General features: G+C 63.3%; 21 protein-coding genes. 16 read left to right on the top strand and 5 right to left on the bottom strand.

Going from position 1 to position 23924, the window contains the following annotated elements; all coding sequences use genetic code 11:
- Positions 1 to 24 precede the first annotated feature (24 nt).
- Both ACKJSM_RS03685 and gshB read right to left on the bottom strand, forming a co-directional pair.
- Positions 25 to 924, bottom strand: a complete 900-nt coding sequence (locus ACKJSM_RS03685) for an energy transducer TonB (RefSeq protein WP_236178831.1) — start codon at positions 922 to 924, stop codon at positions 25 to 27.
- Positions 925 to 1031: 107 nt separating this feature from the next.
- Positions 1032 to 1982 (bottom strand): glutathione synthase, encoded by a 951-nt coding sequence (gene gshB, locus ACKJSM_RS03680; RefSeq protein WP_410236647.1) that lies wholly within the window; start codon positions 1980 to 1982, stop codon positions 1032 to 1034.
- A 490-nt stretch (positions 1983 to 2472) separates the two neighbouring features.
- On the opposite strand from gshB, the gene pilG reads away from it, so the two are divergent.
- The 15 genes from pilG to madM all read left to right on the top strand — a co-directional run bounded on the left by pilG (position 2473) and on the right by madM (position 19664).
- A complete protein-coding gene (gene pilG / locus ACKJSM_RS03675) occupies positions 2473 to 2877 on the top strand; it encodes a twitching motility response regulator PilG (RefSeq protein ID WP_410236646.1) in 405 nt (134 codons plus the stop codon).
- Positions 2878 to 2937: 60 nt separating this feature from the next.
- Positions 2938 to 3303, top strand: coding sequence for a twitching motility response regulator PilH (gene pilH / locus ACKJSM_RS03670; protein ID WP_011336365.1), 366 nt, complete (start codon positions 2938 to 2940; stop codon positions 3301 to 3303).
- A 10-nt stretch (positions 3304 to 3313) separates the two neighbouring features.
- On the top strand, positions 3314 to 3853 hold the full coding sequence (locus tag ACKJSM_RS03665) for a chemotaxis protein CheW (protein ID WP_007953327.1): 540 nt from the start codon (positions 3314 to 3316) through the stop codon (positions 3851 to 3853).
- Between the two features lie 13 nt (positions 3854 to 3866).
- Positions 3867 to 5927 carry a methyl-accepting chemotaxis protein gene (locus ACKJSM_RS03660; RefSeq protein ID WP_410236645.1) on the top strand — a complete coding sequence of 687 codons (2061 nt, stop codon included), beginning with the start codon at positions 3867 to 3869 and terminating at the stop codon, positions 5925 to 5927.
- A gap of 35 nt (positions 5928 to 5962) precedes the next feature.
- Positions 5963 to 11878, top strand: a complete 5916-nt coding sequence (locus ACKJSM_RS03655; protein ID WP_410236644.1) for an Hpt domain-containing protein — start codon at positions 5963 to 5965, stop codon at positions 11876 to 11878.
- Entirely contained in the window at positions 11871 to 12341 is a 471-nt protein-coding gene (locus ACKJSM_RS03650) for a chemotaxis protein CheW (RefSeq protein WP_410236643.1), read from the top strand. The genes ACKJSM_RS03655 and ACKJSM_RS03650 overlap by 8 nt, the downstream gene beginning before the upstream one ends.
- Before the next feature lie 99 nt (positions 12342 to 12440).
- The gene (mdcA, locus tag ACKJSM_RS03645; protein WP_236178836.1) at positions 12441 to 14111 is read left to right on the top strand and encodes a malonate decarboxylase subunit alpha; all 1671 of its coding nucleotides are present in this window, start codon (positions 12441 to 12443) and stop codon (positions 14109 to 14111) included.
- Positions 14111 to 14983: a triphosphoribosyl-dephospho-CoA synthase gene (locus ACKJSM_RS03640; protein ID WP_236178837.1), complete on the top strand. Its 873-nt coding sequence runs from the start codon at positions 14111 to 14113 to the stop codon at positions 14981 to 14983. Before mdcA ends, ACKJSM_RS03640 begins: the two co-directional genes overlap by 1 nt.
- A complete protein-coding gene (locus ACKJSM_RS03635; RefSeq protein ID WP_007913697.1) occupies positions 14983 to 15282 on the top strand; it encodes a malonate decarboxylase subunit delta in 300 nt (99 codons plus the stop codon). Before ACKJSM_RS03640 ends, ACKJSM_RS03635 begins: the two co-directional genes overlap by 1 nt.
- Positions 15275 to 16126: a biotin-independent malonate decarboxylase subunit beta gene (locus tag ACKJSM_RS03630; RefSeq protein ID WP_236178838.1), complete on the top strand. Its 852-nt coding sequence runs from the start codon at positions 15275 to 15277 to the stop codon at positions 16124 to 16126. Before ACKJSM_RS03635 ends, ACKJSM_RS03630 begins: the two co-directional genes overlap by 8 nt.
- On the top strand, positions 16123 to 16908 hold the full coding sequence (gene mdcE / locus ACKJSM_RS03625) for a biotin-independent malonate decarboxylase subunit gamma (RefSeq protein WP_236178839.1): 786 nt from the start codon (positions 16123 to 16125) through the stop codon (positions 16906 to 16908). The genes ACKJSM_RS03630 and mdcE overlap by 4 nt, the downstream gene beginning before the upstream one ends.
- Entirely contained in the window at positions 16902 to 17522 is a 621-nt protein-coding gene (locus ACKJSM_RS03620) for a malonate decarboxylase holo-ACP synthase (protein ID WP_410236642.1), read from the top strand. Before mdcE ends, ACKJSM_RS03620 begins: the two co-directional genes overlap by 7 nt.
- Positions 17519 to 18439 (top strand): malonate decarboxylase subunit epsilon, encoded by a 921-nt coding sequence (gene mdcH / locus ACKJSM_RS03615; RefSeq protein ID WP_410236641.1) that lies wholly within the window; start codon positions 17519 to 17521, stop codon positions 18437 to 18439. Before ACKJSM_RS03620 ends, mdcH begins: the two co-directional genes overlap by 4 nt.
- A gap of 62 nt (positions 18440 to 18501) precedes the next feature.
- Positions 18502 to 18894 carry a malonate transporter subunit MadL gene (madL, locus tag ACKJSM_RS03610; protein ID WP_236178842.1) on the top strand — a complete coding sequence of 131 codons (393 nt, stop codon included), beginning with the start codon at positions 18502 to 18504 and terminating at the stop codon, positions 18892 to 18894.
- A 5-nt stretch (positions 18895 to 18899) separates the two neighbouring features.
- Complete coding sequence (madM, locus tag ACKJSM_RS03605; RefSeq protein WP_236178843.1) at positions 18900 to 19664, top strand: malonate transporter subunit MadM; 765 nt, start codon at positions 18900 to 18902, stop codon at positions 19662 to 19664.
- Between the two features lie 110 nt (positions 19665 to 19774).
- Here madM and ACKJSM_RS03600 read toward each other — a convergent pair whose 3' ends face one another.
- A complete protein-coding gene (locus ACKJSM_RS03600) occupies positions 19775 to 20695 on the bottom strand; it encodes a LysR substrate-binding domain-containing protein (RefSeq protein WP_236178844.1) in 921 nt (306 codons plus the stop codon).
- A 142-nt stretch (positions 20696 to 20837) separates the two neighbouring features.
- Between ACKJSM_RS03600 and trhA the strand changes: the two genes are divergently transcribed.
- The gene (gene trhA, locus ACKJSM_RS03595; protein WP_410236640.1) at positions 20838 to 21455 is read left to right on the top strand and encodes a PAQR family membrane homeostasis protein TrhA; all 618 of its coding nucleotides are present in this window, start codon (positions 20838 to 20840) and stop codon (positions 21453 to 21455) included.
- Positions 21456 to 21591: 136 nt separating this feature from the next.
- Here trhA and ACKJSM_RS03590 read toward each other — a convergent pair whose 3' ends face one another.
- Together ACKJSM_RS03590 and ACKJSM_RS03585 are read right to left on the bottom strand one after the other, a co-directional pair.
- Entirely contained in the window at positions 21592 to 22311 is a 720-nt protein-coding gene (locus tag ACKJSM_RS03590; protein ID WP_410236639.1) for a 16S rRNA (uracil(1498)-N(3))-methyltransferase, read from the bottom strand.
- 146 nt (positions 22312 to 22457) lie between these two features.
- Positions 22458 to 23864: an adenosylmethionine--8-amino-7-oxononanoate transaminase gene (locus ACKJSM_RS03585; protein WP_410236638.1), complete on the bottom strand. Its 1407-nt coding sequence runs from the start codon at positions 23862 to 23864 to the stop codon at positions 22458 to 22460.
- Between the last annotated feature and the right edge of the window lie 60 nt (positions 23865 to 23924).

Below are 23924 nucleotides of genomic sequence, written 5' to 3'. Positions count from 1 at the left end.
AGCTGGAGCGGGCAAAAGATCGGCTCAGTTACTGGACAGCCGGTCGCCCCGGGCAAATTTCCAGGTGCGGATGATTTCCAGCCGGTCGATGTCCGACAGGTCCCCGGTAAACGGTGCAAACGGTGCCGCCAGCCGCACGATGCGCTGCGCCGCCTGATCCAGCAGCGGCTGGCCGGAGGACTCCAGCACCAGCACTTCGTACAGCGAACCGTCGCGGTTGATCGACACCATCAGGCGCAGATTGCCGTAGATCTGCTTGCGCCGGGCTTCGTCGGGGTAATTGAGGTTGCCGATGCGCTCGACTTTCTTGCGCCATTCGTCCTTGTACCAGGCGCCCTTGTCGCGCATGGTCGACGCGGCGCTGAGGCGGTGGATGCGCGGGCGCTTGGCGTACAGCTGTTGTTCGTTGGCCAGTTCGGCTTCGAGGCTGGCGATATCGCTGGAGAGCTGCGAGCTGTCGAAAGTCGGCGCATCGACCGTGGGTTTGATCTCGGTCTTGGCTTCTTCTTTCTTGGTCGGCGCCTTTTTCGGTTTCGGCGCGACGGTGGTCACGGCCGCCTTGGGCGCAGCGTCCTGCACTTGCGGCTTGGCGGCCGGTGGTGGGGTGACTTTCTTGACCTCGTTTGCCTGGAACGGCGCGACCTCGGTGGTCTTGGGGATCGCTTTCTTGTCGAGGGTGCCGCTGCCTTCCTGGTTTTCCTGGGCGAGGAAATCGGCCTTCGCCGGCTTCTTTTCGCTCTTGAAGGTGGCGAGGGTGATTTCCAGGGTTTTGCTGATCTGCTTGGGCTCGACCATGGTGAAACCCACGCCGAGCAGCAGCGCCAAATGGATCAGCGCCGCGAGAAACAGGGTAAATCCGAGGCGATCGACCGGGCGCACGCCGCGATGGGCGAGTTCAACGGGCAGATCGGACGGAAGTGTCATGACAAGAAAACCAACATCGCGTTTTTCAGAGGCTGCGCATGATAACGCAATGTTGGTTTTGCGCCTTGGGCTTCAAGCATCAAGCGACAGGCTGCATGTGATGCACATCAAGCTTGCAGCTTTTTCTCGATCGCATCCATCAGCATCCCGCCGATGTCGGTGCCGAAGGCATTGTCGATTTCGCGGATGCAGGTCGGGCTGGTGACGTTGATTTCGGTCAGGTGCTCACCGATCACGTCCAGGCCGACGAACAGCAGGCCCTTCGCGCGCAAGGTCGGGCCGACCTGGGCGGCGATCCAGCGATCCTTGTCGGTCAACGGACGGGCTTCGCCACGGCCGCCGGCGGCGAGGTTGCCACGGGTTTCGCCCTGGGCCGGAATCCGTGCCAGGCAGTAATCCACCGGCTCGCCGTCGATCATCAGGATGCGCTTGTCGCCGTCCTTGATCGCCGGCAGGTAGGCCTGGCCCATGATCTGCTGGGCGCCGAGGGCGGTCAGGGTTTCCAGGATCACCGACAGGTTCGGGTCGCCGGCGCGGTGGCGGAAGATCGAAGTACCGCCCATGCCGTCCAGCGGCTTGAGGATCACGTCGCCATGTTTGGCGGCGAATTCACGCAACACGTCGGCGCGACGGCTGACCACGGTCGGTGGCGTGCACTGCGGGAACAGCGTGGCGAACAGTTTTTCGTTGCAGTCGCGCAGGCTCTGCGGCTTGTTGACCACCAGTACGCCGGCGGACTCGGCCTGTTCGAGCAGGTAGGTGGAGTAGACGAACTCCATGTCGAACGGCGGATCCTTGCGCATCAGAATCACATTCAGGTCGCTGAGCAGCGAATCCTGTTCGGTGCCCAGTTCGAACCATTTTTCCGGATTGGCGAAGACTTTCAGCGGCTTCATCCGCGCTCGGGCCTGGCCTTCGCCCTGATAAAGGTCTTTCTGTTCCATATAGAACAGTTCCCAGCCGCGCTTCTGCGCCGCCAGCAGCATGGCCAGCGAGCTATCCTTTTTATAGGAAATGCTGGCGATAGGGTCCATGACAATCCCGACGCGAACGCTCATTGGGTTTTCCTCGAAAATTGGCTACCGGATCGGTATGAAAAAAGTGCCGCCAGAGTGGCGCCGGGCGGGTTTTCGGTCAAGGAAAAACCCGTCGATAGATTGCGTCTGGAGACTGTGCTAAAAAGGCTCCCATCGTGCCAGGGGGCGTTCTCAGTTGGTTTCCCCTCCGCGTTGTCGCCTAAAAACGGCCCAGGCAAGGCGCGGGCCGCAGGGAATGGTTATTCCCTTTCCAAGGCCTGCAACGCAGCCTGGGCCGTTTTTAGGCACAACCCGAAGGGCCGGGCCTGCTGTTGTGCAGGGCTGCGTTGCTCGAAGCTTATTTGGAACGACCAAACCACGCTTCTCGCGCCTTGCCCTGCACAACAGCAGACCCGGCGCGGAGGGGAAACCAGCTGAGAACGCCCCCTGCCCTTGAGCATCAAGGGTTTCCAGCCATCAGTCATCGCAAAACGGACAAATTGATTCGCAAAGGCGACGGTAGAGCCCCCTTATGGAACAGCAGTCCAGCGCCTTGAAGGTCATGGTGATCGACGACTCGAAAACGATTCGTCGCACCGCCGAGACCCTGTTGAAAAATGCAGGGTGCGAAGTCATCACCGCGGTCGACGGTTTTGACGCCCTGGCGAAGATCGCCGACCACCATCCCGGGATCATCTTCGTCGACATCATGATGCCGCGTCTGGATGGTTATCAGACCTGCGCTTTAATCAAGAACAACAACGCGTTCAAGGGCACGCCGGTGATCATGCTGTCGTCCCGGGACGGGCTGTTCGACAAGGCCAAGGGGCGGATTGTCGGTTCCGATCAATTTTTGACCAAACCTTTCAGCAAGGAAGAACTGCTCGACGCGATTTCGGCCCATGTTCCGGGCTTCGCTGCCGCTTTGCCGCAGTAAGACACGCACAGAGACGCTCGGCCAGCGGGCCCGGTGTCGACAAGAAAAATGGGGAAGACCATGGCACGTATCCTGATCGTCGATGATTCGCCGACCGAAATGTACAAACTCACCGGCATGCTGGAAAAGCACGGGCACGAAGTGCTGAAAGCCGAAAACGGCGCCGACGGCGTGGCCCTGGCCCGCCAGGAGAAACCCGATGCGGTGCTGATGGACATCGTCATGCCCGGCCTCAACGGCTTCCAGGCCACCCGTCAGTTGACCAAGGATGCGGAAACCAGCCACATCCCGGTGATCATCATCACTACCAAGGATCAGGAGACCGACAAGGTCTGGGGCACCCGCCAGGGCGCCAGGGACTACCTGACCAAGCCGGTTGACGAAGACACGCTGATCAAGACCCTGAACAACGTGCTGGCCGGTTGATCGCGCTGCCATGAGCGAGTCGCTGACCGCGTTCGAACTGTTGTGGCAGATCGACCAGCGCTGTCGCCTGCTGGCGGCGGACCTGCCGTCGCAACCGGCGCGCCAGGATCGCTGGAGCGGCATCGGCTTTCGTCTGGGCGAGCATTGGTATGTCACGCCGATGGGCGAAGTCAGTGAAGTGCTGCCCGAGCTGCGGGTCACCCAGTTGCCGGGCGTCAAGCCATGGGTCAAGGGCGTGGCCAATCTGCGCGGACGGCTGCTGCCGGTCATGGACCTGTGCGGTTTTTTCGGCCATGAGCTGTCACCGATGCGCAAGCAGCGGCGGGTATTGGTGGTAGAGCATCAGGACGTGTTCGCCGGGTTGCTGGTCGATGAAGTCTTCGGCTTGCAGCACTTCGAGCAGGACAGTTTCGAATCTGTCTCGATCAGTAAACGGCAAGGCTCCAAGGGCGAGTTCATCAAAGGCTATTTCCGGCGCGAGCAGAACTGGCGGGTGTTCAGCCTGTTTGCGTTGGCGCAGTCACCGAGTTTCATGCACGTCGCGGTTTAACAGGCGAGGACCGATGATCAAAGCAAAAACAGGCAAGCCCGCAGAAGGCTCGCGCAGCCGCTCGCAGATCATCGTGCTGTTCATCGCACTGATCGTGTTCATCATGCTGCTGTTCGCCAACTTCGCTTACCTCAACACCCAGGCCAACTACGACAAGCAGTACATCGGCCACGCCGGCGAGCTGCGGGTGCTGTCGCAGCGGATCGCCAAGAACGCCACCGAGGCCGCCGCCGGCAAGGCCGCCGCGTTCAAGCTGCTCAGCGATGCGCGCAACGATTTTGCCCAGCGCTGGGGATACCTCAAGAAGGGCGACCCGAGCACCGGCCTGCCGCCGGCGCCGTCCGTCGTGCGTCCGGAAATGCGCGCCGTGCAGCTGGACTGGGAACGCCTGCTGAAAAACACCGACGCGATTCTCTCCAGCGAGCAGACCGTGCTGTCTCTGCATCAGGTGGCCGCGACCCTGGCCGAAACCGTGCCGCAATTGCAGATCGAATACGAAAAAGTCGTGGAAATCCTCCTGCAACGCGGTGCCCCCGCCTCGCAAGTGGCGATGGCCCAGCGTCAGTCGCTGCTGGCCGAGCGGATTCTCGGCGCGGTGAACACCGTGCTCTCGGGCGATGAAAACTCACAGCAGGCCGCCGACGCGTTCGGTCGCGATGCCGCGCGCTTCGGCCAGGTGCTCAACGGCATGTTGCAGGGCAACCCGGCGCTGAAAGTCAGCCAGGTCGAAGACCGCGATGCCCGTGCACGTTTGAGCGACATTTCCGAGCTGTTCCAGTTCGTGTCCGGCTCGGTGGATGAAATCCTCGAAACCTCGCCGGAACTGTTCAAGGTCCGTGAGTCGGCCACCAATATCTTCAGCCTGTCGCAGACCCTGCTTGACGAAGCCTCGCACCTGGCCAGCCGTTTCGAGAACCTCGCCGGCGGGCGCAACACCGACACCATCGGCGGCTATGTGCTGGGCTTGCTGGCGCTGGCCTCGATCATCCTGATCGGCATGGTCATGGTCCGGGAAACCAACCGTCAGCTGCGCGAGACCGCCGAGAAAAACGAGCGCAACCAGAACGCGATCATGCGCCTGCTCGACGAGATCGAAGACCTCGCCGACGGCGACCTGACCGTGACGGCTTCGGTGACCGAAGACTTCACCGGGACCATCGCCGACTCGATCAACTATTCCGTCGACCAGTTGCGCGATCTGGTCGCCACCATCAACCTCACCGCCGGCCAGGTCGCCGCTGCGGTGCAGGAAACCCAGGCCACCGCCGTGCACCTGGCCCAGGCCTCGGAGCATCAGGCCCAGCAGATTTCCGAAGCCTCGACCGCGATCAGTGACATGGCCCAGTCCATCGATCAGGTCTCGGCCAACGCTGCCGAATCCTCGGCGGTGGCCGAGCGTTCGGTGGAAATTGCCAACAAGGGCAACGAGGTGGTGCACAACACCATCCATGGCATGGACAACATCCGCGAACAGATTCAGGACACCGCCAAGCGCATCAAGCGCCTGGGCGAGTCGTCCCAGGAAATCGGCGACATCGTCAGCCTGATCGACGACATTGCCGACCAGACCAATATCCTCGCCCTCAACGCGGCGATTCAGGCATCGATGGCCGGTGATGCCGGACGCGGTTTCGCCGTGGTCGCCGACGAAGTGCAGCGGCTGGCCGAGCGCTCGTCCGCTGCGACGCGGCAGATCGAGACGCTGGTGCGGGCGATCCAGAACGACACCAACGAAGCCGTGATTTCCATGGAGCAGACCACCACCGAAGTGGTGCGTGGCGCGCGGCTGGCGCAGGATGCCGGTGTGGCCCTGGAAGAAATCGAAGGCGTGTCCAAGACCCTGGCGGCGTTGATCCAGAGCATTTCCAACGCGGCGCAGCAGCAGACGTCTTCGGCCGGGCAGATTTCCCTGACGATGAACGTGATCCAGCAGATCACCTCGCAGACCTCGTCCGGTTCCACGGCCACCGCCGAGAGCATCGGCAACCTGGCGAAAATGGCCAGCCAGTTGCGTCGCTCGGTGTCCGGGTTCACCTTGCCGGCGGCGCCTGCGCCCGTCGCGAACAAGGCGTGAGGCCTGCGGGCGAGGCAATGTCGAGCGGAGTGGTTATGGGTGACCGGCACGACTACGTGGCCCTCGAATGGGTCAAGGGTGAAATAGCCGAGACGCTGAAACAGGCGCATCAGGCCATCGAAGCCGTGCTCGACGATCCGCAGTCCGTGCCCGGGCTGGACGAATGCCTGGCCTGCATCCATCAGGTCCACGGCAGCCTGCAGATGGTCGAGTTCTACGGCGCGGCGCTGCTGGCCGAAGAGATGGAGCACCTGGTCCAAGCGTTGCAGAACGACCGCGTCAGCCATCGCGACGAAGCGCTGCACTTGCTGTTGCAGGCGCTGGGCCAATTGCCGATCTACCTCGATCGCGTCCAGGGCGCCCGCCGTGACCTGCCGTTGGTGGTGCTGCCGCTGATCAACGACTTGCGCAGCGCCCGTGGCGAAAGCCTGTTGTCGGAAACCAGCCTGTTCAGCCCGCAGTTGCCCGAGCTGTCGCCCCTGAGCCCGGAAGCGCTGGCCCTGCTGGAGCCGGCAGAGCTGCCCAATGTACTGCGCAAATTGCGCCAGATGCTGCAAATGGCGCTGGTCGGATTGCTCCGCGAACAGGATGACCAGACGCATCTCGGCTATCTGGCCAAGGTGTTTACCCGGCTTGAAGCGCTCAGTGGTCATTCGCCGCTGAGCCCTTTGTGGCAAATCGCTTCGGCGCTGGTCGAGGGCATGCGCGAAGGGCGGATCGCCAACAGCCCGGCCCTGCGCAGCCTGTTCAAGGACGCCGACAAGGAACTCAAGCGCCTGCTTGAACAGGGCATGCCCGGCCTCAACCAGCCGCCACCGCCTGAATTGCTGAAAAGCCTGCTGTTTTATATCGCCAAAGCCGAACATCCCACCGGGCAGATGCTGACCATGAAAGATCGCTACTCCCTGGACGACGCGCTGCCCGACAGCGCGATGGTCGACGAAGAACGCACGCGCCTGGCCGGCCCCGACCGCGATGCCATGCGCTCGGTGCTCGCGGCGCTGTGCGAAGAGCTGGTGCGGGTCAAGGAACGCCTCGACCTGTTCGTACGCAGTGACCGCCAGCACGCTTCGGATCTGGACAGCCTGCTGGCGCCGTTGCGGCAGATCGCCGACACCCTGGCGGTGCTCGGTTTCGGCCAGCCGCGCAAGGTGATCATCGATCAACTGGCGGTGGTGCTCAGCCTCGCGCAGGGTCAGCGCGAACCGAATGACGCCACGCTGATGGACGTCGCCGGCGCCTTGCTCTACGTCGAAGCGACGCTGGCCGGGATGGTTGGCACGGTGGAGCCGGAAAGCCCGGATGATTCGCGGCTGCCGACCACCGACCTGACGCAGATCCATCAGATCGTGATCAAAGAAGCGCGTATCTGCCTGCAACAGGCCAAGGACATGATCGTCGATTACATCGACGCCGACTGGGATCGCCAGCAACTGCAAAGCCTGCCGGCGCTGCTGACCCAGGTGCGCGGCGCACTGGCGATGATTCCGCTGGCGCGGGCGGCAAGTCTGCTCGAAGCCTGCAACGGGTTCATCCGCGAGCATTTGTTGCTCGACCCTCACGAACCGGGCTGGCAGCAACTCGACAGCCTCGCCGACGCCATCACCAGTATCGAGTATTACCTCGAACGCCTGACGGATGACCCGCAGGCACCAAGCGAGCACTTGCTGGATATTGCGCAGAAAAGCCTCGCCAGTCTCGGTTTCTTTCCTGACGAACAGCCCGGTGAGCCGCATGTGCCGGTGCTCGAGGATGTGCTCAGCCCCAGCGAAGCGCTGGTGATGCAGGATTTGCAGGAACTGGACGACCCGGAGATTGTGCAGTCTCTGGCCGAAGTGCTCGCCAGCCCGGTGTCGGCGGTCAACCCGCCGGCGCTGACCACGCCGGGCAGTCTGCTGCCGCCACCGGCCGATGAAGAACCGGTGGACGACGAGCTGCGCGAAGTGTTCCTCGAAGAGACCGGGGAAGTGCTCGAGGTACTGGGCGAATACTTGCCGCGCTGGTCTGCCGATCCTGCTGACCGCTCCGCCCTCAGTGAGTTGCGCCGCGGTTTTCATACGCTCAAGGGCAGCGGCCGGATGGTGCGCGCGCTGGTTCTTGGTGAGCTGGCCTGGGCGGTGGAAAACCTGCTCAACCGCGTGCTGGAACACAGCGTCGAACCCGGCCCGGCAGTGCGCCAGTTGCTCGCCGACACGCTGCTGCTGTTGCCGGACCTGATCACCGAATTCGCCACCAACGGCCAGCGTCAGCGCCATGATGTCGATCAACTGGCGGCCCGCGCCCACGCGCTGGCTAAGGGCGACACGCCGCTGCCGGCTGAAGACGTGGAAGACGTTGCAGCCCTCGATCCGCTGTTGCTGGAGATCTTTCGCAACGAAGCCGAAAACCACCTCGCCAGCCTCAACCGTTTTCTCGATCAGGCCGCCGAGCATGTGCCGTTGCAGGCCAGCGACGAGTTGCAGCGCGCGCTGCACACCCTCAAGGGCAGCGCATCAATGGCGGGGGTTTCGCCGATTGCCGAACTGGCGGCGCCGCTCGATAAACTGGCCCGGGAATTCAAGGCCCACCAATTGGCGCTGGACCTGGACGAAGTGGAACTGCTGCTCGAAGCCGAGGGCCTGTTCCGCGTCGGTCTGCGCCAGCTCAAACACGATCCGCTGGCACCGATCGTCGGTGCGCAAGCGCTGATCAAACGCACCGAAACCCTGCTCGGCCAGCGTCTGGAGTCGATCCTCAGCGCCCCGAGCAGCGCCTTGCGGGTCAAGCGTGATCCGCAACTGATCAACAACTTCCTGGCCCAGGGCATGGACATCCTGCTCGACGCCGAAAGCCTCTTGCGGCGCTGGCAGCAGCACCCCGGCGAACGTCAGGAGCTCAGCGCGCTGCTGGATGAACTGACCACGCTGGGCGAGGGCGCGCACCTGGCGGACTTGCTGCCGATGGATGTGCTGTGTGAAGCCTTGCTCGATCTCTACGGTGCCGTCGAAGAAAGCAGCCTGGCGGTCAGCGAGCGGTTTTTCCATGAAGCGCAGCAGGCCCACGAAGCACTGATCAACATGCTCGACGAACTGGCCGCCGGCCAGGAAATCACCCCGCAACCGCAGCGCATCCGCGCCTTGCACGAACTGCTCGACGAGAGCCTCGATCCGTCGGCCATGGGCCTGATCCGCAGCGACGGCAGTCGCACCCCGAGCATCCGCGAACTGGGCAGCGCCACCGCCGAACTGCAACAACACAGCGTCGACAGCGGGCCGGACGACGAGATCGTCGAGATCTTCCTCGAAGAGGCAGTGGACATTCTCGACAGCGCCGGGCAAGCCTTGCAGCGCTGGCTGAAGGACCCGGAGAACGGCGCACCGCTGTCGTCGCTGCAACGGGATTTGCACACGCTCAAGGGCGGCGCACGGATGGCCGAGGTGGCGGCGGTCGGCGATCTGGCCCACGAGCTGGAAGGCCTTTACCAAGGGCTGGTGGATCGTCGTTACAGTCACAGCGAAGCCCTGGACCGATTGCTGCGCCAGAGCCACGAACGTCTGGCGCAGTTCCTCGAACAGTTGCACCGGCATCAGCCGCTGGATCCGGCGCAGGACCTGATCGAGGCGATCCGGCGCTTCCGTCACGGCCCGAGCGCCCAGCCCGAAACGTCGTCAGCCTCCGTCACGCAGGACGGCTCAGGACACGATCCGGAACTGCTGGAAATCTTCCTTGAAGAAGGTTTCGACATCATCGAAAACTCCGGCGCCGCGTTGCTGCGCTGGCAGGCCGAGCCCGGCAATCGCCACGAAGTGGAAACCCTGTTGCGCGACCTGCACACCCTCAAGGGCGGCGCGCGGATGGTGGAAATCGGCCCGATCGGCGATCTCGCCCATGAGCTGGAAAACCTTTACGAAAGCCTGTTCGCCGGCACCCTGCAGGGCAGCGCCGAACTGTCTGCGCTGTTGCAGCGCGGTCATGACCGGTTGGCGCAGATGCTCGACGCGGTACGCGCCGGCCAGCCGTGTCCACCGGCGGACCGACTGATCAGCGCGATCCAGAGTTTCAGTCACCCGGTGGTCGTGCAAAGCCCGGCGCCCGTACCGCCGGTTGCGGTCAAGACCGAGCCTGCGGCCCCGGTCCCCGAGGCCGGGGCGGACATGGTCAAGGTTTCCGCCGAACTGCTCGACGAGCTGGTCAACCTCGCCGGTGAAACCTCGATCTTCCGTGGACGGATCGAACAGCAAGTCAACGATGCGCAGACCGCCCTGCATGAGATGGAAACCACCATCGAGCGCATGCGCGACCAGTTGCGCCGGCTCGACACCGAAACCCAGGGGCGGATCCTCAGCCGCCAGCAAGTGGACGCTGAACGCCTCGGCTACGAAGATTTCGACCCACTGGAAATGGACCGCCATTCACAGCTGCAGCAACTGTCACGGGCGCTGTTCGAATCCGCTTCCGACTTGCTGGACCTGAAGGAAACCCTCGACCGGCGCACCCACGACGCCGAGAACCTGTTGCAGCAGCAGGGGCGGATCAACACCGAGTTGCAGGAAGGCCTGATGCGTACGCGCATGGTGCCGTTCGAGCGCATGTTGCCGCGTCTGAAGCGCATCGTCCGGCAGGTCGCCGAGGAACTGGGCAAGGACGTGGCGTTCACCGTCGGCAACGCCGAAGGCGAGATGGACCGCAACGTCCTCGAACGCATGGCGGCACCGCTGGAACACATGCTGCGCAATGCCGTCGACCATGGCCTGGAGTCCGCCGAAGTCCGGCTGGCGGCGGGCAAACCGGCGCAGGGGCAGATCAGCCTCGACCTGTCACGCGAGGGCGGCGACATCGTGTTCGACATCCGCGACGATGGCGCCGGCGTGCCACTGGATGCCGTGCGGCGCAAGGCGATCAAGCGTGGGCTGCTGGCGCCGGACGCCGACATCAGCGACCGCGAAGTGTTGCAGTTCATCCTCCAGCCGGGATTTTCCACCGCCGAGAAAATCACCCAGATTTCCGGGCGTGGCGTGGGCATGGACGTGGTGCACGAAGAAGTCCGGCAACTGGGCGGGACCATGAGCATCGATTCGGTGCCGGGGCAGGGCGTGCACTTTCGCATTCGCCTGCCGTTCACCGTGTCGGTCAACCGTGCGCTGATGGTGCAGTGTGGTGAGGATCAGTACGCGATTCCGTTGAACACCATCGACGGCATCGTCCGCGTGCTGCCGAATGAACTGGACGGGCATTTCCGTCTCGACCCGCCGAGTTATCAATACGGCGGTCAGCGTTATGAACTGTGCTACCTGGGCGAGCTGCTGAAAACCGCGCCACGGCCGAAACTGTCCGGCCAGAGCCTGCCGGTGCCGGTCTTGCTGGTGCAGTGCAACGACCGGCACATCGCGGTGCAGGTCGACACGATGGCCGGCACCCGCGAGATCGTGGTCAAGAGCCTCGGCCCGCAGTTCGCGTCGGTGCAGGGCGTGTCCGGGGCGACGATCCTCGGTGATGGCCGGGTGGTGCTGATTCTCGACCTGCTGGCGCCAATCCGCGCGATGCAGGCAAGGTTGCCGCAGAGTCCGGCCAGTCACGAAATCGAGAGCGAACCGCACAAGCCGTTGCTGGTGATGGTGGTCGACGACTCGGTCACGGTGCGCAAGGTCACCAGCCGCCTGCTCGAACGCCATGGCATGAACGTGCTGACGGCCAAGGATGGGGTCGATGCGATGCTGCTGCTGGAAGAACACATGCCGGACCTGATGCTGCTCGACATCGAAATGCCGCGCATGGACGGCTTCGAAGTGGCGACCCAGGTGCGCCACGACGAGCGCCTGCAACACCTGCCGATCATCATGATCACCTCGCGCACCGGGCAGAAACACCGCGACCGCGCGATGGCCATTGGCGTCAACGATTACCTCGGCAAGCCGTACCAGGAATCGGTGCTGCTCGAAAGCATCGCCCTGTGGAGCAAAAAACATGCATGAACGCCGGCACAACCAACGCACCAGCCAACTCACCGGGCTGCTGTTGCCGTTGGCGGATCGCAACCTGATTCTGCCCAACGTCGCCGTTGCCGAACTGATCGACTACCAGTCCAGCGCCTTCGACCTCGATACGCCGCCGTGGTATCTGGGGCGGGTGACCTGGCGCGAGCGGCAGATTCCGCTGCTGAGTTTCGAGTCGGCGTGCGGCAACAAGACCGTCATCGGCGAACGGGCGCGGATCGTCATCCTCAATGCCCTCGGCGGTTTGCCGGAATTGAAGTTCATTGCGCTGCTGGTGCAGGGGATTCCGCGCTCCTACAAGCTCGACAGTCAGTTGAGTTACGTCGACGTGCCGCTGTGTGCGCTGGAGCAGGCGGCGGTGCAGGTCGGGGAGCAGGTGGCGAAGGTGCCGGATTTGTTGGCATTGGAGAAATTGTTGGTGGATGCGGGGCTTGTCTACTGATCGTTACGCTCACCGTAACGGTTCGCCACTGCGCTTGATTGATGCCCCTCAAGCACACTCCTAAGGTAGCTCCACGACAGCGAACCTCGTGGAGTGAGCATGACAACAACAATATCCCCCGAATCGCGCTGGACGCGGCGGCGCGACGAGAAGCAGCGGCGCCTCGACAAGGTGCGCGGGCTGGCCGACGGTGCGGTGTTGCCCACCGACAGGATCGTCGCGGCGCTCGAAGCGCTGATTCATCCGGGCGACCGTGTGGTGCTGGAGGGCAACAACCAGAAGCAGGCGGATTTCCTTTCCCGCGCCCTGGCCAAGGCCGATCCGCAGAAGCTCCACGATCTGCACATGATCATGCCCAGCGTCGGTCGTTCCGAGCATCTGGACCTGTTCGAACGCGGCATCGCCCGCAAGCTCGATTTCTCCTTTGCCGGCACCCAGAGCCTGCGCATCAGCCAGTTGCTCGAAGACGGTCTGCTGGAAATCGGCGCGATCCACACCTACATCGAACTCTACGCCCGGCTGGTGGTGGACCTGATCCCCAACGTCGTGCTCTCGGCCGGGTTCATGGCTGATCGTGCCGGCAACATCTACACCGGCCCGAGCACCGAAGACACCCCGGCGCTGATCGAACCGGCAGCGTTCAGCGACGGCATCGTCATCGTTCAGGTCAATCAGTTGGTGGACGATGTCAGCGAATTGCCTCGCGTCGACATTCCGGCGTCGTGGGTGGATTTCGTGGTGGTGGCGGACAAGCCGTTCTACATCGAGCCGCTGTTCACTCGCGACCCGCGTCACATCAAGCCTGTGCATGTGTTGATGGCGATGATGGCGATTCGCGGGATCTACGAAAAACACAACGTGCAGTCGCTGAACCACGGCATCGGTTTCAACACCGCCGCCATCGAACTGATTCTGCCAACCTACGGCGAATCCCTTGGCCTCAAGGGCAAGATCTGCCGCAACTGGACACTCAACCCGCACCCGACGCTGATCCCGGCGATTGAAAGCGGCTGGGTCGAAAGCGTGCATTGCTTCGGCACCGAACTGGGCATGGAGAACTACATCGCTGCTCGCCCGGACGTGTTCTTCACCGGCCGCGACGGTTCGCTGCGTTCCAACCGGATGTTCTGCCAACTGGCCGGGCAATACGCGGTGGACCTGTTCATCGGCGCAACCTTGCAGGTCGATGGCGACGGCCATTCCTCCACGGTCACCCGTGGCCGCCTCGCCGGTTTCGGTGGCGCGCCGAACATGGGCCATGACCCGCGCGGTCGCCGTCACGGCACCCCGGCCTGGCTCGACATGCGCCACGACGATTCGCAGCAGCCGATGCTCGAACGCGGCAAGAAACTCGTGGTGCAGATGGTCGAGACGTTCCAGGAGGGCGGCAAACCGACCTTCGTCGAAACCCTCGACGCGGTAGAGGTGGCGAAAAAAAGCGGCATGCCGCTGGCGCCGATCATGATCTACGGCGACGACGTCACCCACCTGCTGACCGAAGAAGGCATCGCCTACCTGTACAAGGCGCGCTCGCTGCAAGAGCGTCAGGCGATGATCGCGGCGGTGGCCGGCGTCACCGCCATCGGCCTGCGCCACAACCCGAAAGACACCGAACGCATGCGCCGTGAAGGCCTGATCGCCTTGCCCGAAGACCTTGGCATCCGCCGCACCGACGCTACCCGCGAACTGCTGGCGGCGAAGAGCGTGGCCGATCTGGTCGAGTGGTCCGGCGGCCTCTACAACCCGCCCGCCAAATTCAGGAGCTGGTAATGCACGCACTCAACCTGCAACCCAAACCCATCACCCTCGCCGAACGGCTGGCGGACCTGGCCGTGGACGCGCTGATTGACGAAGCCGACCTGTCGCCGAAACCGGCGCTGGTCGACCGGCGCGGCAACGGTGCGCACACCGATCTGCATTTGGGATTGATGCACGCCTCGGCGCTGGCGTTGTGGCCGGCGTTCAAGGAAATGGCCGAGGCCGCGCTGGAGTTCGGCGAACTCGGCTTGCCGCTGCGCGAAGCCATTGGCCGCATCGGCCGGGAAGGCGAGCAAGCGATGCTTGCCACCACCCACGGCGTGAACACCCATCGCGGGGCGATCTGGGCGTTGGGCCTGCTGGTCACGGCGGCTGCGCTGGATACGAAGTCCACCGGCGCTGGCGCCGTCACTCTGCGCGCGGCGCGTCTGGCGTTGCTCGATGACCGTTATGCGCCGCGCCCGCTGAGCCATGGCGCCCAAGTCGCGCAACGCTACGGCGCTCGCGGTGCCCGGGAAGAAGCGCAACTCGGCTTCCCGTCGGTGGTGCAGCGTGGCCTGCCGCAGCTCAAACGCAGCCGCGCCGCCGGTCATGGCGAACAGAACGCCCGGCTCGATGCCTTGCTCGCAATCATGACCGACCTGGCCGACACCTGCGTCCTGTACCGCGCCGGCGAACAGGGCCTGCACGCCATGCAGCACGGCGCCCGGGCGGTGCTCGATGCGGGTGGCAGCGCCAGCCTCACCGGTCGCCGTCGCCTGCACGAACTCGATCAACAACTCATCGCATTGAATGCCTCGCCCGGTGGCGCCGCCGACTTGCTCGCCGCCAGCCTGCTGCTCGACCGGATCGAGCGCGACGGCATCCTTCAGGGAGCGTTTTGATGGAAACCTTATCCTTTGAATTCCCCGCCGGGCAGCCGCCGCGCGGCCGGGCGCTGGTCGGTTGTGTCGGCTCGGGCGATCTGGAAGTGCTGATCGAACCGGGCCTGGCCGGCAAACTGACGATCAACGTGCAGACTTCGGTCAACGGTGCACAGCTGCGCTGGCAGCATTTGTTCGCACGGATGTTCGACGGCACCACGCCACCGGCGATGGCCATCGATATCCACGACTTCGGCGCGACCCCGGGCGTGGTGCGCCTGCGGCTGGAACAAGGCTTCGAGGAGATCGGCCATGACTGACACCTCGGCACTTTTGCACAAACACAGCTTCGTCGAACTCGGCGCCCGGCAGCGGGCGAAAGCGTTGCTCGACACCGGCACCTTCCGCGAACTGCTCGACCCGTTTCAGCGCGTCATGTCGCCGTGGCTGGAACGCCAGGGCGTGGTGCCACAGGCCGATGACGGCGTGGTGATCGCCAAGGGCAGCCTCGACGGTTTGCCGGTGGTGATCGCGGCGATTGAAGGTGCGTTTCAGGGCGGCAGCCTCGGCGAAGTCGGTGGAGCAAAAATCGCCGGCGCGCTGGAACTGGCCGCCGAGGACAACCGCAACGGCATCGAGACCCGCGCCATCCTGCTGCTGGAAACCGGCGGCGTACGCTTGCAGGAAGCCAATCTCGGGCTGGCGGCGATTGCCGATATCCACGCGGCGATTGTCGATCTGCAGCAATACCAACCAGTGGTCGGTGTGGTGGCGGGCAGCGTCGGCTGTTTCGGCGGGATGTCGATTGCCGCCGCGCTGTGCAGCTACTTGCTCGTGACCCAGGAAGCACGCCTCGGCCTGAACGGCCCGCAGGTGATCGAGCAGGAGGCCGGGATCGAGGAATACGACTCCCGCGACCGCCCTTTCATCTGGAGCCTGACCGGTGGCGAGCAACGTTTCGCCAGTGGTCTGGTGGACCGTTATGTCGCCGATGACGTGGCGCAGATTCGCCGGCAGGTCGGCGAGTTGCTGCAACAGGGCCTGCCGGCGCAACCGCGCAGTCAACGGGCCGAGTGGTTCCTGCAACGCCTGACGAGCCTGGACACTGACAAGCAAATCGAGCCTTCGCTGGTTCGCGATCTGTATCAAGGAGAGCGCTCATGAGTGGTTATTCCGTGCGCGGTTTGAACTGGTTCAACGCCTTGAGCGCTGGCGCGAAGGTCGCTGAAGGCTTGCCGCCATCGCTGAAGGTCGCCGACGGGCCACTGGGGCGTTTTATCGCCGTGGTCGCCGATCCGCACAACCGGTTCCCTCGTGCTCGCAATGGCGAAGTCGGTTTGCTCGAAGGTTGGGGCCTGGCCAAGGCGGTGGATGACGCGATCAGCGCCGACCTTGACCAAACGCAAAAGCGCCCGTTGATCGCCATCGTCGATGTGCCGAGCCAGGCCTACGGTCGCCGCGAAGAAGCCCTCGGTATTCATCAGGCCCTGGCCGGTGCGGCGCACGCTTATGCCCGTGCGCGGCTGGCCGGGCATCCGGTGATTGCGCTGCTGGTGGGCAAGGCCATGTCCGGAGCGTTTCTGGCTCACGGTTATCAGGCCAACCGCTTGATCGCCCTGCGTGATCCGGGGGTGATGGTGCACGCGATGGGCAAGGCGTCGGCGGCGCGGGTGACCTTGCGCAGCGTCGAGGAACTGGAAGCTCTGGCGTCCAGCGTGCCGCCGATGGCCTATGACATCGACAGTTATGCCAGCCTCGGGTTGCTCTGGGAAACTTTGTCGGTGCAGCAGATCGAACAGCCGACGGCGGAGGATCTGGCACGAGTCAGCGAATGCCTGAAGCAAGCGATCGGCGATATTGGCGCGACGGATTTGAGCCATCGTCTCGGCGCGAAAAATCGCGAAGCCTCCAGCCGCGTACGTGAATTGCTGAGGGCGCAGTGGTGAACACGCCTCTGGCCCACGACCTGCTGTGGGGCATGACGCCGGCGCAGTTGCCGGCGGATGCGCCGCAGTGGGCGATTGATTCGCTGAGTGCCGGGCAACCGGTCGTGGTGCGCCGGGCGTTGAGTGAGGATGGGTTGATCGCGGTGGGCGTGCGCGGTCGGTTGCGCGAGCAGCGGCTGGCGGCGTTCATGGCGCTTGATTCGATTGCTTGCCGGGTCAGCCCGGAAGCCCTTTGTCAGGTCGAGAGCGAGCGTGATCTGCCGGTCATGCAGGCGCTCCGGCAACTGCGGCCGGTGCTCGATGATTGCGGTTGGATCTGGGGTGTCGGCGGCAGTGTCGGGTTTGAGCTGGCCAGTGGATTTACGGCGATGCACGAACGCAGCGATCTCGACTTGATCCTGCGAGCGCCGCAACGGATGACCCGCAATCAGGCGCGTAAATGGGTCGCGGTTTTCGATCAGGCGATCTGCCGGATCGACCTGCAATTGCAGACGCCGTTCGGTGCCGTCGCCCTGCGTGAATGGGCTGGAAATGCTTCGCGGGTGCTGCTGAAAAACGCCCATGAAGCCTGTCTGGTGTCTGATCCGTGGAACCCACAGGAGCAGGCAGCGTGAGCAGTCTGCTGGTGTTTCCCGGTCAGGGCGCGCAGCAGCCCGGCATGCTCCAGCGTTTGCCTCGGGAAACGCTGATCGAGGCCAGCGATAGCCTCGGTGAGGATGTCTTGCGGCTGGATTCCAGTGAAGTGTTGCGCAGCACCCGAGCGGTTCAGCTCTGTCTGCTGATCGCCGGAGTCGCAGCCTCGCGGCAGTTGTTGCAGGACGGACTGGCCGCAGATTACGTCGCCGGCCTGTCCATCGGTGCGTATCCGGCAGCAGTGGTCGCCGGCGCGTTGAGCTTCAGCGATGCGCTGCATCTGGTCAGCCTGCGTGGCGAGTTGATGCAGCAGGCTTATCCACAGGGCTTCGGCATGACCGCGATCATCGGCCTGCCATTATCCACCGTCGAAACGCTGCTGGCGCAGGTGCACAGTGCAGAAGCACCGGTGTACCTGGCCAACATCAACGCCGATAACCAGGTGGTGATTGCCGGCAGCGACAAGGCGATGCAGGCGGTCGCCGAGCGGGCACGCGCTCGTGGCGCCGGTCTGGCAAAACGGCTGGCGGTCAGCGTGCCGTCGCACTGCCCGTTGCTGGATGAACCCGCGCAAACCCTCGCCGAAGCTTTCGCCGAGGTAGAACTGAAAACACCGCAAATCGCTTACCTGAGCGGCAGTCGCGCCAGGCCTGTGATCCAGGTGGAAGCGCTGCGCGACGATCTCGCCTTCAACATGTGCCGTGTGGTGGACTGGCGCGGCACCGTGCAAAGCGCTTACGAGCGCGGCGTACGTTTACAGATCGAACTGCCGCCCGGTGCGGTGCTGACCGGGCTGGCGCGCCGGGTGTTCGAACAGGGGACTGTCGCTGCCTTCGACAGTGCCCGGCTCGACACCCTGCAGGCGCTGTTGCGTGAAGAGGAGGGCCGACGACCCTAAATCACCGACTCAGGCTTCGAACAACAAAAACAATTCGACGATGCACTTTGAGGACTACAACAATGATTATTTACGGTGTGGCGTTTCTCGCCTTTTGTACGCTGGTGGGTGTCTGGGTCGGTGAACTGCTTGGCAAGTTGATCGGCGTGCCGGCCAATGTCGGCGGTGTCGGTATTGCGATGCTGCTGTTGATCGGTTTGGGCAGTTACTTGAATAAAAGTGGCTGGCTCAAGGGTAAGACCGAGCAGGGTGTCGAGTTCTGGAGCGCCATCTACATTCCGATCGTGGTCGCCATGGCGGCGCAGCAAAACGTTTACGGCGCGCTGAAGGGCGGGCCGATGGCAATCCTCGCCGGAACGCTCGCCGTAGTCATCGCCTTTGCGTTGGTGCCGGTGCTGGTGCGCCTCGGTAACAAGAAACCGGCGCCGATCACGCCTGCCAAGACTGCGGGGTGAGCGCCATGTACGAATCAATGATGAAAGTCATCACCGGCTACGGCTTGATCAGCGGTTTCCTGATTGTCGGCCTGACCATGTGGGTGTCCTACTGGATGTCCACCACCTTCACCAAGGGCCGTTTGCATGGCTCGGCCATCGCCATTTTGCTCGGGTTGGTGCTGTCGTATGTCGGCGGTGCACTGACGGGGGGGCAGAAAGGTGTGGTGGACATTCCTTTGTTGTCGGGTATCGGTTTGCTCGGCGGCGCCATGCTGCGGGACTTCGCAATTGTTGCCACGGCGTTTGGCGTCAGCGTCGATGAGCTGAAGCGGGCCGGGTTTGTTGGTGTGCTGGCGTTGTTTGTCGGCGTGGGCACGTCGTTTGTGGCCGGGGTCGGTGTGGCGATGGCATTCGGTTATACCGATGCGGTGAGCCTGACCACCATTGGCGCAGGGGCGGTGACGTACATCGTCGGGCCCGTGACGGGGGCGGCGATTGGCGCGAGTTCCGAAGTCATGGCGCTGTCGATAGCGGCCGGATTGATCAAGGCGATTCTGGTGATGGTGATGACGCCGTTCGTGGCGCCGATGATCGGCCTGAACAACCCGCGCAGTGCGGTGATCTTTGGCGGATTGATGGGGACCTCCAGCGGCGTGGCCGGCGGGTTGGCGGCGACGGATCCCAAGCTGGTGCCTTATGGCTGCCTGACAGCGGCGTTCTATACCGCACTTGGGTGTTTGCTCGGGCCTTCGGTGTTGTTTCTGCTGATGCGTGGGTTGATGGGCTAGGACGATGGTGGGTTGTCATTCCCACGCTCTGCGTGGGAATGCCTCAATGGACGCTCGGCGCCCGCTTTTGGGACGAGGCGTCCCGGGCTGCATTCCCACGCGGGGAACGATCATTGGGTGGCCTGGCGATTGGCGTACATCCGACACTCCGCCAGCAACGCCAGCAGATTCGGATCCCGCTCCTTGGCCTTCAGGAACACCACGCCAATGTGCTGCTGCAACCGGTATTTCTCCTGCAACGGAATCAGCTTCACCCGGTTCTCGTACACCGCCGCAATCCTCCCCGGCAGCAACGCATAACCAACCCCGGAGCTGACCATGCTCAGCAGGGTGAAGATGTCGTTGACCTGCATCGCCACCTTCGGCTCGAACCCCGCCTGCCGGAACACCCGGATGCCGTCCTGGTGGGTGGCGAAGCCTTGGGTGAGGGTGATGAAGGTTTCGTCGCGCACCTCGGCCAGATCCACTTCGCTGCGTTGGGCGAAGCGCGAATCGGCCGGAGTGGCGAGGAAGATGTCGTCGGAAAACAGCGGAATCTGCTCGCAGTCCGGGTCGTTGACGCTGTCGTCCAGCGACACCAGGATCGCGTCGACTTCCATGTTTTTCAGCTTGTAGAGCAGGTCGATGTTCGAACCGAGGATCAGGTCGATGTTGAGTTCGCTGCGGCGGATCTTCAGGCCCATGATCAACTGCGGCACGGTTTTCACCGTCAATGAATACAGCGAGCCGAGCTTGAAGCGCTCGGCCGAGAACCCGGCCGCTTCGCGGGTCAGGCGCACGCTTTCGACCACGTCCTGAATCAGTTTCTGCGCCCGCTCTTCGAGCACGTAGGCGCTTTCCAGCGGCGTCAGGTTGCGGCCTTCGTGTTTGAACAGGGGGCAACGCAGGGCGCTTTCCAGCGAATGGATCGCGCGGTGCACGCTGACGTTGCTGGTCTGCAACTCGGCGGCGGCGCGGGCGAGGTTGCCGGTGCGCATGAAGGCGAGGAACACCTCGAGTTTCTTCAGGGTCAATTCTTCGTCGATCAGCATGGCGCGGACTCTTCTTGGTATCGCTCGATTGTGCCCAAATATCAGGACAGGTGCAGGCCCGCGTTGAACGCAAACATTGCGCTTTTACGCTCAAGGCCCGAGCCTTGCGCGCTGCGGTAAATGAAATCGAGGTGTGCGACACATGTATCACGGAGAAAAACTGAACGCCTGGACCCATCTGGTCGGGGCGGTAGCGGCGTTTGTCGGGGGCGTGTGGATGCTGGTGATTGCCAGCCTCGACGGCAGCCCGTGGAAGATCGTCAGCGTGGCGATTTACGCCTTCACCTTGCTGGTGCTCTACAGCGCGTCCACCGTGTACCACAGCGTGCGCGGGCGCAAGAAAGCGATCATGAAGAAGGTCGATCACTTTTCGATCTACCTGCTGATCGCCGGCAGCTACACGCCGTTCTGCCTGGTGACGTTGCGCGGGCCGTGGGGCTGGACGCTGTTCGGGATTGTCTGGGGGCTGGCGCTGATCGGCATCCTGCAGGAGATCAAGCCGCGCTCCGAGGCGCGGATCCTGTCGATCGTGATCTACGCCGTGATGGGCTGGATCGTGCTGGTGGCGGTCAAGCCGCTGATCGCGGCGCTGGGGACGGCGGGGTTTGTCTGGCTGGCGTCGGGCGGCGTGCTGTACACCGTGGGGATCATCTTCTTTGCCCTCGACCATCGGTTGCGCCATGCCCACGGGATCTGGCATCTGTTCGTGATCGCCGGGAGCCTGCTGCACTTTGTGGCGATTCTGTTTTATGTCTTGTGACCCGGCTGACTGATCGTTCCCACGCTCTGCGTGGTAACGCCTCTTGTGACGCTCTGCGTCAGGCCGTTTGGGACGCGGAACGTCCCGGGCTGCATTCCCACGCAGAACGTGGGAACGAGCAATCCGGCAAAACGGGTTAGAAATCACCCCACAGTTGCTGCGCCACCGCCAGCGCCACAACCGGCGCGGTCTCGGTGCGCAGCACGCGCGGGCCGAGGCGGGCGGCGTGGAAACCGTTGGACTTGGCCTGCTCGACTTCGGCGTCGGACAGGCCGCCTTCGGGGCCGATCAGGAACGCCAGCGTCGCAGGCTTGGCGTGGCTGATCAATGGCTCGGCCACCGGATGCAAAACCAGTTTCAGTTCGGCCAGGGTCTGTTTCAGCCAGTCGGCCAGCAACACCGGTGGATGAATCACCGGCACTCGCGAACGACCGCATTGTTCGCACGCGCTGATCGCCACCTGGCGCCAGTGCTGCAGGCGCTTGTCGGCGCGTTCGTCCTTGAGGCGGACTTCGCAGCGTTCGCTGAAGATCGGGGTGATTTCGGTCACCCCCAGTTCGGTGGCTTTCTGGATCGCCCAGTCCATCCGCTCGCCCCGGGACAGGCCCTGGCCGAGGTGGATCTGCAGCGGCGATTCGATTTGACCGGCGAACTGTTCGTCGATCTGCACCACCACGCGCTTCTTGCCGACCTCTACCAGCGATCCGCGAAACTCGTGGCCGGAACCGTCGAACAACTGCACCGCATCGCCCTCGGCCATGCGCAGCACGCGGCTGATGTAATGCGCCTGGGCTTCCGGCAGTTCGTGTTCGCCGGTGCCGAGCGGGGCGTCGATAAAAAAGCGGGACAGTCTCATTTCGGGTCTCTCTGGTTAGATCGTTCCCACGCACCGCGTGGGAATGCAGCCCGGGACGCTCTGCGTCCCAAGAGCGGACGCAGAGCGTCCGGTGAGGCGTTCCCACGCGGAGCGTGGGAACGAGCCGTCACCTTAAGTGAAAACAATCAGCCCGGATCACGAAACCCGGGATGGAAATCCTTCGGCACCGCCACGCTGACGCTGTCACGGGTGGCAATGTCGATGCCTTCGCTGGCGACTTCGGCGAGGAAGTCGATCTGCTCCGGGGTGATCACGTACGGCGGCAGGAAATACACCACGCTGCCCAGCGGACGCAGCAGCGCACCACGCTCCAGCGCATGCTGGAACACCTTCAGTCCGCGACGTTCCTGCCACGGGTAGGCTTCCTTCGATGCCTTGTCCTTGACCATCTCGATCGCCAGAACCATGCCGGTCTGACGGACTTCCGAAACATTCGGATGGTCCACCAGATGCGCCGTCGCCGAAGCCATGCGCTGAGCCAGTGCCCGGTTGTTTTCGATCACGTTGTCCTGTTCGAAGATATCCAGGGTCGCCAACGCCGCCGCGCACGCCAGCGGATTGCCGGTGTAGCTGTGCGAATGCAGGAACGCACGCAGGGTCGGGTAATCGTCGTAGAACGCGCTGTACACCTCGTCGGTGGTCAGGCACGCGGCCAGCGGCAGATAACCGCCGGTCAGGGCTTTCGACAGGCACAGGAAGTCCGGGCGGATGCCGGCCTGTTCACAGGCGAACATTGTCCCGGTGCGGCCGAAGCCGACGGCGATTTCGTCGTGGATCAGGTGCACGCCGTAGCGGTCGCAGGCTTCGCGCAACAGCTTGAGGTACACCGGGTGATACATGCGCATGCCGCCGGCGCCCTGGATCAGCGGCTCGACGATCACGGCGGCGACGCTGTCATGGTTTTCCGCCAGCGTCTGCTCCATGGCGGCGAACAGGTTGCGCGAATGCTCTTCCCAGCTCATGCCCTGCGGGCGCAGGTAGCAATCCGGGCTCGGCACCTTGATGGTGTCCATCAGCAAGGCTTTATAGGTTTCGGTGAACAACGGCACATCACCGACCGACATCGCCGCCATGGTCTCGCCGTGGTAGCTGTTGGTCAGGGTGACGAAGCGCTTCTTGTTCGGCTGGCCGCGGTTGAGCCAGTAGTGAAAGCTCATTTTCAGCGCGACTTCGATGCAGGATGAACCGTTATCGGCGTAGAACACCCGGTTCAGGCCTTCCGGTGTCATCTTCACCAGACGTTCCGACAGTTCGATCACCGGTTGATGGCTGAAACCGGCCAGAATCACGTGTTCCAGCTGATCGACCTGATCCTTGATGCGCTGGTTGATGCGCGGGTTGGCGTGGCCGAACACGTTGACCCACCAGGAGCTGACCGCATCCAGATAACGCTTGCCCTCGAAGTCTTCCAGCCAGACGCCTTCACCGCGCTTGATCGGGATCAGCGGCAGCTGTTCGTGGTCTTTCATCTGGGTGCAGGGATGCCACAGCACCGCGAGATCGCGTTGCATCCACTGGTGGTTCAGGCCCATGTTCAGTCTCCTCGAGGCGGCTCGCGTCAGGCGCGGGCAAACAATCGCGCAAGCCTATGC

The sequence above is a fragment of the Pseudomonas sp. PHC1 genome, assembly GCF_046487845.1.
In the GTDB taxonomy this organism is placed as follows: domain Bacteria; phylum Pseudomonadota; class Gammaproteobacteria; order Pseudomonadales; family Pseudomonadaceae; genus Aquipseudomonas; species Aquipseudomonas sputi.
This window is presented reverse-complemented; position numbering and strand designations above follow the sequence as displayed.

What these genes read in the sequence shown, in the direction of transcription:
- ACKJSM_RS03635 (WP_007913697.1), top strand. Translation starts at nt 14,983, where the DNA reads ATGGAAACCTTATCCTTTGAATTCCCCGCCGGGCAGCCGCCGCGCGGC.
- mdcE (WP_236178839.1), top strand. Translation starts at nt 16,123, where the DNA reads ATGAGTGGTTATTCCGTGCGCGGTTTGAACTGGTTCAACGCCTTGAGC.
- pilG (WP_410236646.1), top strand. Translation starts at nt 2,473, where the DNA reads ATGGAACAGCAGTCCAGCGCCTTGAAGGTCATGGTGATCGACGACTCG.
- ACKJSM_RS03650 (WP_410236643.1), top strand. Translation starts at nt 11,871, where the DNA reads ATGCATGAACGCCGGCACAACCAACGCACCAGCCAACTCACCGGGCTG.
- mdcA (WP_236178836.1), top strand. Translation starts at nt 12,441, where the DNA reads ATGACAACAACAATATCCCCCGAATCGCGCTGGACGCGGCGGCGCGAC.
- ACKJSM_RS03660 (WP_410236645.1), top strand. Translation starts at nt 3,867, where the DNA reads ATGATCAAAGCAAAAACAGGCAAGCCCGCAGAAGGCTCGCGCAGCCGC.
- ACKJSM_RS03600 (WP_236178844.1), bottom strand. Translation starts at nt 20,695, where the DNA reads ATGCTGATCGACGAAGAATTGACCCTGAAGAAACTCGAGGTGTTCCTC.
- ACKJSM_RS03585 (WP_410236638.1), bottom strand. Translation starts at nt 23,864, where the DNA reads ATGGGCCTGAACCACCAGTGGATGCAACGCGATCTCGCGGTGCTGTGG.
- madM (WP_236178843.1), top strand. Translation starts at nt 18,900, where the DNA reads ATGTACGAATCAATGATGAAAGTCATCACCGGCTACGGCTTGATCAGC.
- ACKJSM_RS03640 (WP_236178837.1), top strand. Translation starts at nt 14,111, where the DNA reads ATGCACGCACTCAACCTGCAACCCAAACCCATCACCCTCGCCGAACGG.
- ACKJSM_RS03665 (WP_007953327.1), top strand. Translation starts at nt 3,314, where the DNA reads ATGAGCGAGTCGCTGACCGCGTTCGAACTGTTGTGGCAGATCGACCAG.
- ACKJSM_RS03685 (WP_236178831.1), bottom strand. Translation starts at nt 924, where the DNA reads ATGACACTTCCGTCCGATCTGCCCGTTGAACTCGCCCATCGCGGCGTG.
- ACKJSM_RS03590 (WP_410236639.1), bottom strand. Translation starts at nt 22,311, where the DNA reads ATGAGACTGTCCCGCTTTTTTATCGACGCCCCGCTCGGCACCGGCGAA.
- trhA (WP_410236640.1), top strand. Translation starts at nt 20,838, where the DNA reads ATGTATCACGGAGAAAAACTGAACGCCTGGACCCATCTGGTCGGGGCG.
- ACKJSM_RS03630 (WP_236178838.1), top strand. Translation starts at nt 15,275, where the DNA reads ATGACTGACACCTCGGCACTTTTGCACAAACACAGCTTCGTCGAACTC.
- pilH (WP_011336365.1), top strand. Translation starts at nt 2,938, where the DNA reads ATGGCACGTATCCTGATCGTCGATGATTCGCCGACCGAAATGTACAAA.
- gshB (WP_410236647.1), bottom strand. Translation starts at nt 1,982, where the DNA reads ATGAGCGTTCGCGTCGGGATTGTCATGGACCCTATCGCCAGCATTTCC.
- madL (WP_236178842.1), top strand. Translation starts at nt 18,502, where the DNA reads ATGATTATTTACGGTGTGGCGTTTCTCGCCTTTTGTACGCTGGTGGGT.
- ACKJSM_RS03655 (WP_410236644.1), top strand. Translation starts at nt 5,963, where the DNA reads ATGGGTGACCGGCACGACTACGTGGCCCTCGAATGGGTCAAGGGTGAA.